Here is an 8,561-nt window from a genome sequence, read left to right as displayed (position 1 = left end):
GAGCGCGAGACCATGGTGCCGCTGGATCTGGCGCTGATGGTGGATTCGAGCTTGAGCACCTACAAGGAACTGAAGTTTGAGCGCGAGTCGGCAGCGCGCTTTGCGGCTGATGTGATCCGCGGTCGAGACCGAATGGCGCTTTACCAATTTGCCGATGACGTGACCGAGCTTTCCGGTTTCACCGGTCAGATCGCCGTGCTTCAAGATGCCTCTCTGCGGATTGCGCCCGAAGCCGGAACGGCGCTCTACGATGCCATTCTTCTTGGTTCGCAGGCGCTCGCGCGGCAACCTCCCGAACGGCGGCGAGTGATCGTCCTGGTGACGGACGCGGGGGAAACGACAAGCACCGGCACGTTTGATCAGGCGCGTATGGAAGTCGCCAAGGCCGGCGCGATGCTCTACACCATCCTGATCCGTCCGGTCAAGAATGAAAGCGGGCGAAACACCGCCGGAGAGCACGCCCTCATCACCATGGAGGAATACGCCGGCGGCCGAATGTTTTTTCCCGAGAGCTATGAGGATCTCGACCGGATCTTTTCCGAAATCAGCCGCGACCTCCACACCCAATACCGGCTGGCCTACTATCCGCCGAAAAAAAGCAGCCCTTCTCTGCGGCAAATCGAGGTGCGGGTGCCGGGAGACTATCTGCTAACATACCGGCGCCGCTATTTTAGTGGCTATGGTTCACCGTAAACGGTTCACGGTGAACGGAGAAACTCCGTGAGTCACTACCTCGACGTTGCTGTTGAAGTCGCCCGCCAGGCGGGGAAGCTCTTGCTCGCTCACTTCGACCGCGGCGTCCAGGCCTCCTACAAGGGAGGAGCGGACCTGATCACCGAGGCCGATCGCCGGTCGGAAGAACTGATTGTCGAGCGCCTGCGCAGTTATTTTCCCAAGCATTCAGTGGTGGCCGAGGAGGGCGGGGGACGTCCCGCCGAATCCCCGTTTTGCTGGTACGTTGACCCGCTCGACGGCACTACCAATTTCGTTCACCGCTATCCCTGCTTTGCCGTCTCCATTGCCTTGATGCAAGAAAAGGACTTGCTGGCCGGCGTTGTCTATGATCCGGTGCGCGAAGAGCTTTTCCGGGCCGAGCGCGGCGGCGGGGCCTTCCTGAACCACCGGCCGATTCGCGTTTCCCTCACCGAGCGACTGGCCGAAAGCCTCCTTGGCACCGGCTTTACGACCCAGAAGCGTCATCCCAACCCGAACATCGGCTACTATCAGAAGTTCACGCTATGCTCTCACGGGGTTCGACGGGATGGCTCAGCCGCGCTCGATCTTTGCTACGTTGCTTGCGGACGGTTTGATGGCTTCTGGGAATTGAACCTGAAGGCGTGGGATACCGCCGCCGGCACGCTCATCGTCCGCGAGGCCGGAGGGGTGGTGACCGACTTCAGCGGCCGGCCGTATCAACCGGGCGATCCGGAAATCGCCGCCAGCAACGCGCGCATCCATACCCAGTTCCAGGCCGTGTTTGCCGAAGTGGCCGCCCTCGCTGGCTCTTCGACGGGCGGCTGAAGCAAAAACAGGAACTTATAGAACAACTGTTTTGCCAATCCCGCCATAATCCGTCCCGATGCCAGAGCACCCTCAGTCGCCCGCAAACCTTGCAGGCGCCATCCGTCGTGTAGCCGAGCAGGCGCAGAGCGAAGACGACCTCAAGATCGGGGTCGAAAAACTCCTCGACCCATTCATCCCGAAGGTGCCCGGCGCGTTCGCCGTTGCCCCGACGTGCTGCGTGACTTCCTGAAAGCCAGCAGTCTCTTTTTTTACTCGTGTGTCAATATATTATACGAGACTCAGTAAGGCCGTCGGCGTTTACGAATTTAGTCACGTCGAACGTGTTTGCAGTTCCGGGCCTGCGGGCACTGTACTTCGCTCTGGCAGGCATCATGCAGTTATTCCGTTACCTGCACTATGGGCTTTCGGCCATTCTCGTGTTCGTGGGAATCAAGATACTGATGGTGGACATTTACAAGATTCCCGTGACTCTCTCGCTGGGGGTGACTGCGCTCATCCTGGCAGTTTCGGTCGCGGCCTCGGTGATGCGGCCCGCCAAAGCGAAAGCGTTGTCAGGTGGCGGCTAAGACTAATTCGATTTGGTCGGCTCGACAAGCGGTCGGGATGGAGTACGCCGGCATCTTAGGTTCTATCCTTCCCCTGCATCAAGGCCAGCTTGGCGAGGCGCCGATAATAGTTGACAAAATAGTATGGTTTTGGCAGACTGGCGTTGATAGGAGATACCCCCGATGAGAATCACCGCCAAAGAAGAGTACGGCCTCCGCTGCATCTTGCAATTGGCTTCCGCGCCCCCCGGGGAGCCTCTCAGCGCTGCCGAAATTGCGCGTCGGGAGGGGCTCTCTTGTCCCTACGTTGAAAAGCTGCTCTGGACCCTGAAGAAGGCTGGTTTCACCAAGAGCCACCGAGGGGTCAAAGGCGGCTACGTTCTGGCGAGACCCCCCGAGCAAATCAGTCTCGGCGACGTGGAAAGGGCGCTCGGTGGCCTCTGGACGACGGAGGACATCTGCGATCGCTATACGGGCCAACGTAGGACTTGTATCCACGACAAGGACTGCCGCCTGCGTCCGGTCTGGAGGGGCATCACGGAATACGTTGTGGGGGTGATGGACGGCATTCCAATCTCCCAGATCCTGGGCAAGGAAACACTGGTCGAACTGTCGTTGGGAAAAACATTTCGCTCGCCTGCTCAGGTTTAGGGCGCACGCATTATTTTTTTCGCGCCCGAAACATGAAAGATTTTTCAGGTATGAGGCAACGGACGTCGGTTCCGCAACCGCGTTGAACTTGGAAAGGATGCAGCCATGGGCACTGACACGAGGGCCTTAGAAGCCCTTGCCAACCGCGAATACAAGTACGGGTTTGTCACGGAAATCGAGGCCGATTCGGCACCTCGCGGCCTGAACGAGGACATCATCCGCCTGATCTCGGCCAAGAAGAATGAGCCCGAGTGGATGCTCGAATGGCGGCTGAAGTCCTATCGGCACTGGGCGAAACTCGAAAAAGCGGCCGCAGAGCCCAAGTGGGCGAACATTCACTATGGCCCGATCGACTACCAAGACATCATCTACTACTCGGCGCCGAAACCGAAAGCCACGCTGAACAGCCTCGATGAGATGGACCCAGCGGTGCTGGCCACGTTCGAAAAGCTGGGTATCCCCCTGGCGGAACAACAGCGCCTGGCCGGCGTTGCGGTCGATGCGGTCTTCGACAGCGTGTCGGTGGCAACCACATTCAAGGAGAAGCTCGCTGAACTGGGGATCATCTTTTGCTCCTTTTCTGAGGCGGTGCAGGAGCACCCCGAGCTGGTCCAGAAGTATCTCGGGTCGGTCGTACCTTACACCGATAACTTTTTTGCGACGTTGAACTCTGCCGTCTTCAGCGACGGCTCGTTTGTCTATGTGCCTAAGGGTGTGCGTTGCCCCATGGAGCTGTCGACGTACTTCCGCATCAATGCCAAGGATACCGGCCAGTTCGAGCGCACTCTGATTATCGCGGATGAAGGCAGCTACGTGAGCTACCTGGAAGGGTGCACTGCCCCGATGCGGGATGAGAACCAACTGCATGCCGCTGTCGTTGAGCTGATTGCCCACGACAACGCCACCATCAAATACTCGACCATCCAGAACTGGTACCCAGGCGACAAAGACGGCAAGGGCGGCATTTACAACTTCGTGACCAAGCGCGGAAAGGCGCTGGGAAAGAACTCCAAGATCTCCTGGACGCAGGTTGAAACCGGTGCCGCAATCACTTGGAAGTACCCCGGCGTCATCCTGCAAGGGGACAACTCTATCGGCGAATTTTACTCGGTGGCTCTCACCAATAACTACCAGCAGGCCGACACCGGCACCAAGATGATCCACATCGGTAAGAACACGCGGAGCACGATCATCGCTAAGGGCATTTCAGCCGGCCATGGCCAGAACACCTACCGCGGGCTGGTTAAGATCCTCCAGGGCGCCACGCGAGCTCGCAACTACACGCAGTGCGATTCGCTGCTCATCGGTGAAAAATGTGGAGCCCACACCTTCCCCTACATCGAGGTGAAGAACTCGACGGCGCGCATGGAGCACGAAGCGTCCACATCGAAGATCGGCGACGACCAGATCTTCTACCTGCAGCAGCGCGGCCTGTCCAAGGAAGATGCGGTTTCGATGATCATTAACGGCTTCTGCAAGCAGGTCTTCCGAAACCTGCCTATGGAGTTCGCCGTCGAGGCGCAGAAACTGCTGAGTGTGAGCCTGGAAGGGAGTGTTGGATAACGCCATGCTGCAGATTAAGAACCTGCACGTCAAAGTTGAGAACCACGAAATCCTCAAGGGGGTCAACCTGAAGGTGAATGCCGGGGAGGTGCACTCCATCATGGGGCCGAACGGCTCGGGCAAGAGCACTCTCGCGCTGGTGCTCGCCCGCCGCGAGACCTTCCAGGTCACCCAAGGCGAGGTGCTGTTCAACGGCAAGGACTTGCTGGCCATGAAGCCGGAAGAGGCAGCGTGCGAAGGCCTTTTCATGGCCTTCCAATACCCTATTGAGATCTCCGGCATCAGCAACGCCTACTTCCTGCGCGCCGCGTTGAATGCCATCCGAAAATACCGCGGTCAGGAAGAGATGGACGCGATGGACTTTCTGCCGTTCTATAAGGAAAAAATGAAACTGCTCGATGTGGACGAGCGTTTCATGAACCGCTCTGTGAACGAAGGCTCCTCCGGCGGCGAGAAGAAGCGCAATGAGATTCTGCAGATGGCGTTGCTGGAGCCCAAGCTCGCCATTCTGGACGAGACCGATTCGGGGCTCGATATCGACGCGCTGAAGATCGTGGCCAACGGCGTGAACGCCATGCGCAGCCCTGACCGGGCCACCATCGTGGTTACACACTACCAGCGCCTCCTGAACTACATCGTTCCGGATTTCGTGCACGTTCTCGTCGATGGGCGGATCGCCAAGTCGGGCGGCAAGGAGCTGGCGCTGGCGCTCGAGGAAAAAGGCTACGCCTGGGTCGAGGCCGAAGACCACACTGCCCCGGTTGCGGTTTAACGGAGAGCAAGCAACGTGATCACGACCACGCAACAGCTCCAGAGCTACCTCCAAGCCTTCGACCAGTCGCAGAAGCAGGCGCCGGCCCATAACCAGGAGGCTTGGCTGCGGGGTGTGCGCGAGGACGCTTTTACCCGCTTCTGCCAGTTGGGCTTCCCGACGGTCCATGAGGAGGACTGGCGCTTCACCAACGTTGCCCCCATTGCCGAGAGCACATTCCAGCTCTCTGAGCGCGGATTGGACGGAGTCACCGATCACGACGTTGCTCCCTACAGGTTGGCGGGTCTGGCCTCTCAGCTAGTGTTTGTGAACGGGCGGTACGCGCCGGGGCTCTCGCGCCTGACGCTGGGACACAAAGGGCTGAAGGTTGCCAGCCTCGCCGAAGCGATCCTGAAGGAGCGGGAAAAGGTCGAACCGCATTTCGCCCGCTACGCCGATTACCGCCAGGAGGCCTTTACGGCGCTGAACACGGCGTTCTTCGAGGACGGCGCGTTCGTGTTCATCCCGCGGGGCATGGTGCTCGAAGAGCCTATCTATCTTCTGTATCTCAATGTCAGCAGCGAGACACCACTGATGGCGCACCCGCGCAACCTGATCGTGGCCGAAGAGGACAGCCAAGCCACGGTCCTCGAGGACTATGTCTCGCTGAGACCGGGCGTGTCGTTCTCCAGCGTCGTGACCGAGATGGTCGCGGGCGAGCACACGGTGCTTCACCACTACAGAATCGAACGCGAGGATACGCAAGTGTTTCACGTCTCCACGCTGCGCACCCAGCAAGGACGCAGCGCGAGTGTCAGTTCGCACTCGGTGCTGCTGGGCGGCGCTCTGGTGCGCAACAACGTGCACCCGGTGCTGGCCGGCGAGGGCGGCGAATGCCTGATCAACGGCCTGTTCATCGGGAACGGCCGACAGCACATGGACAACTACATGAAGGTGGAGCACGCGAGCGCGCACTGCGCCAGCCGCCAGTTCTACAACGGCATCCTGGACGGAGAGTCACGCGGCGTCTTCCACGGGCGGATCATCGTGCACAAAGACGCGCAGAAAACCGATGCCAAGCAAACCAACCGCAACCTGCTCCTGTCCGATGGGGCGCAGATGGACACGAAGCCGCAGCTTGAAATCCATGCCGACGACGTGAAGTGCACTCACGGCGCCACGATCGGCCAGATCGATGAGGAAGCGTTTTTCTACTTGCGCTCGCGCGGCCTGGATGAGGCTTCGGCCCGAGGCCTGCTGCTGTTCGCCTTTGCTAGTGAGTGCCTGGAGCGCATGAAGCCGGGTTCGATCCGCAGCTACCTGGAAAGGATCATCACGCAGTCTTTGCCCCAGGCAATGTATCCGGAGGCGGTCCGATGAGCACCGCTATCAACCGCGTTGCCCCTGTGGTCGCTGGCTTCGATGTCGGCAGGGTCAGGGAAGATTTTCCCGCGCTGAAACAACTCGTGCACGACAAACCCCTCGTATACCTGGACAACGCGGCCACGACGCAGAAACCGCAGTTGGTCATCGACGCCATCACTCGCTTTTACCAGGAGGACTGTTCGAACATCCACCGCGGCGTGCACCTGCTCTCCGAGCGCGCAACCAAGGCATACGAGGATGTGCGGCTCGCTGTCCAGCAGTTTATCAATGCTGCCGACCCCGCCGAAGTGATCTTCGTCCGCGGAACCACCGAAGCCATCAACCTAGTGGCACACAGCTACGGCAGGACGCACCTGCAGGCGGGCGACGCAGTCTTGATCTCAGCGATGGAGCACCACTCCAACATTGTGCCCTGGCAGATCTTGTGCGAGGAGAGGGGCGCGCGGCTTCGCGTCGTCCCGATGAACGGTCGCGGCGAGCTCTTGCTGGATGAGTATGAAAAGCTGCTGACACCGCTGACGAAGCTGGTGGCTGTGGCGCACGTGTCCAATGCCCTGGGCACTGTCAATCCGGTACGGCAGATCATCGCAATGGCGCACGAGCACGGCATCCCGGTTCTGGTGGATGGCGCTCAAGCAGTTCCTCACCTCCAAGTGGACGTGCAAGAGCTGGACTGTGATTTCTATGCCTTCTCCGGGCACAAGATGTACGGACCGACGGGAGTCGGCGTGTTGTACGGTAAGAAGCGGCTGCTGGAAGCCATGCCTCCTTATCAGGGCGGGGGCGACATGATCAGCTCCGTCACCTTCGAGAAGACGACCTACAATCGTCTTCCCTTCAAGTTCGAGGCGGGCACACCGAACATCGCCGGGGTCATCGGCCTGGGCGCAGCCGTCGAGTACCTAAGACGCATCGCGCTGGAACGCGTGGCGGTGCACGAGCACTACCTGCTGGCCTATGCCACGGAACGGATTTCATCGTTGCCAGGTATTCGCCTTATCGGCACGGCGCAGGAAAAGGCGGCAGTGCTTTCCTTCGTGCTCGAAGGGGTGCACCCCCACGACATCGGCACCGTCCTGGACCAGGAGGGGATCGCTGTCCGTACCGGGCACCACTGCGCGCAGCCAGTGATGCAGTTTTTTGGCGTACCAGCGACCGCACGCGCTTCGTTTGCGCTGTACAACACCGAGGAGGAGGTGGATGCCTTGATGAGAGGGATCTGTAAGGTTCAGGAGATCTTCGCCTGATGGCAGAACTGCGAGACGTTCGGGACCTTTATCAGGATATGATCCTGGAGCATTGCAAGAAGCCACGCAACTTTCGGTCCTTGCCTCAGGCAAACCGGAAGGCGGAGGGCTACAACCCACTCTGCGGCGACCACTTCACGGTGTACCTGCAACTCGAGAATGACGCGGTCAAGGATATCAGCTTTGAAGGTTCGGGCTGCGCCATCTCCAAAGCTTCGGCCTCGATGATGACCGCCAGCCTCAAGGGTAAGACCAAGAGCCAGGCACAGGAGCTGTTCGCGCGGTTTCACCGGCTCGTTACTAGCCAGGCGACCGAGCCACACGATGGAGCCGATGTCGGCAAGTTGGTTGTCTTTTCGGGTGTTTCCGAGTTCCCGGTGCGGGTGAAGTGCGCCACCCTAGCCTGGCATACGATGCTAGCTGCCCTCGAGGAGAAAACGGAGACTGTTTCGACCGAGTAGGCGCCCCCATCGAGTTGAGATGCGAGGCGCTTGCTAAGTGAGCAACGAACTAGCGTTTCAGCAAGCCTTACAAATGAAAGGAGAGCTTGAATGATCACACTGACACAAAACGCCGCTCAGGTCGTGCGAAGCATGATCGACAGGGAGAAGTTCTCGGTGGACACGGCGTTGCGGCTGGGGGTCAAGAACGACGGCTGCGCGGAGAGCGGCACTCAATATCGCTATGTGGTGGAACTCGATTCGGATGCTGTTCGTCCCGACGATCACCTCTTCGAGAGCGAAGGAATTCGGGTCCGAGTCAACCGCGAGAGCCTGGCTCATCTGGATGGGCTCCAGCTAGGGGTCCGGCAAGGGCCCAAAGGAGTCGAATTCATGTTCCTGAATCCTCTCGCGAAACATAGCTGTGGGTGCGGGCACACGTTCTCGGAAGAAA

The 8,561-nt window shown here is 59.4% G+C and carries 11 protein-coding genes; all 11 read left to right on the top strand.

The annotated features are described in order from the left end of the window. The coding region (locus VIH17_09985; GenBank protein ID HEY4683563.1) for a VWA domain-containing protein at positions 1-693 on the top strand (693 nt) is incomplete at its 5' end. Positions 694-720: 27 nt separating this feature from the next. Further along, complete coding sequence (locus tag VIH17_09980; GenBank protein ID HEY4683562.1) at positions 721-1,521, top strand: inositol monophosphatase family protein; 801 nt, start codon at positions 721-723, stop codon at positions 1,519-1,521. 58 nt (positions 1,522-1,579) lie between these two features. Beyond that, positions 1,580-1,753, top strand: coding sequence for a hypothetical protein (locus tag VIH17_09975; protein HEY4683561.1), 174 nt, complete (start codon positions 1,580-1,582; stop codon positions 1,751-1,753). Positions 1,754-1,778: 25 nt separating this feature from the next. Continuing rightward, entirely contained in the window at positions 1,779-2,090 is a 312-nt protein-coding gene (locus VIH17_09970) for a hypothetical protein (protein HEY4683560.1), read from the top strand. A 162-nt stretch (positions 2,091-2,252) separates the two neighbouring features. Next, positions 2,253-2,720: an Rrf2 family transcriptional regulator gene (locus tag VIH17_09965; protein HEY4683559.1), complete on the top strand. Its 468-nt coding sequence runs from the start codon at positions 2,253-2,255 to the stop codon at positions 2,718-2,720. Between the two features lie 105 nt (positions 2,721-2,825). Next, positions 2,826-4,283, top strand: a complete 1,458-nt coding sequence (gene sufB, locus VIH17_09960; GenBank protein HEY4683558.1) for a Fe-S cluster assembly protein SufB — start codon at positions 2,826-2,828, stop codon at positions 4,281-4,283. Next, positions 4,276-5,055, top strand: a complete 780-nt coding sequence (sufC, locus tag VIH17_09955) for a Fe-S cluster assembly ATPase SufC (protein ID HEY4683557.1) — start codon at positions 4,276-4,278, stop codon at positions 5,053-5,055. The genes sufB and sufC overlap by 8 nt, the downstream gene beginning before the upstream one ends. Positions 5,056-5,070: 15 nt before the next feature. Beyond that, on the top strand, positions 5,071-6,414 hold the full coding sequence (sufD, locus tag VIH17_09950; GenBank protein ID HEY4683556.1) for a Fe-S cluster assembly protein SufD: 1,344 nt from the start codon (positions 5,071-5,073) through the stop codon (positions 6,412-6,414). Next, positions 6,411-7,667, top strand: a complete 1,257-nt coding sequence (locus VIH17_09945) for a cysteine desulfurase (protein HEY4683555.1) — start codon at positions 6,411-6,413, stop codon at positions 7,665-7,667. Before sufD ends, VIH17_09945 begins: the two co-directional genes overlap by 4 nt. Continuing rightward, entirely contained in the window at positions 7,667-8,128 is a 462-nt protein-coding gene (locus VIH17_09940; protein ID HEY4683554.1) for an SUF system NifU family Fe-S cluster assembly protein, read from the top strand. Before VIH17_09945 ends, VIH17_09940 begins: the two co-directional genes overlap by 1 nt. A gap of 90 nt (positions 8,129-8,218) precedes the next feature. Next, the coding region (locus VIH17_09935) for an iron-sulfur cluster assembly accessory protein (GenBank protein ID HEY4683553.1) at positions 8,219-8,561 on the top strand (343 nt) is incomplete at its 3' end.

The sequence above is a fragment of the Candidatus Acidiferrales bacterium genome (assembly GCA_036514995.1).
Lineage (GTDB): Bacteria > Acidobacteriota > Terriglobia > Acidiferrales > DATBWB01 > DATBWB01.
The sequence above is the reverse complement of the archived record's forward strand: the minus strand, read 5'-3'. Positions and strand labels throughout refer to the sequence as shown.

Coding starts and splice junctions, on each gene's coding strand:
- VIH17_09940 (HEY4683554.1), top strand. CDS start 7,667: ATGGCAGAACTGCGAGACGTTCGGGACCTTTATCAGGATATGATCCTG.
- VIH17_09945 (HEY4683555.1), top strand. CDS start 6,411: ATGAGCACCGCTATCAACCGCGTTGCCCCTGTGGTCGCTGGCTTCGAT.
- VIH17_09965 (HEY4683559.1), top strand. CDS start 2,253: ATGAGAATCACCGCCAAAGAAGAGTACGGCCTCCGCTGCATCTTGCAA.
- sufB (HEY4683558.1), top strand. CDS start 2,826: ATGGGCACTGACACGAGGGCCTTAGAAGCCCTTGCCAACCGCGAATAC.
- VIH17_09975 (HEY4683561.1), top strand. CDS start 1,580: ATGCCAGAGCACCCTCAGTCGCCCGCAAACCTTGCAGGCGCCATCCGT.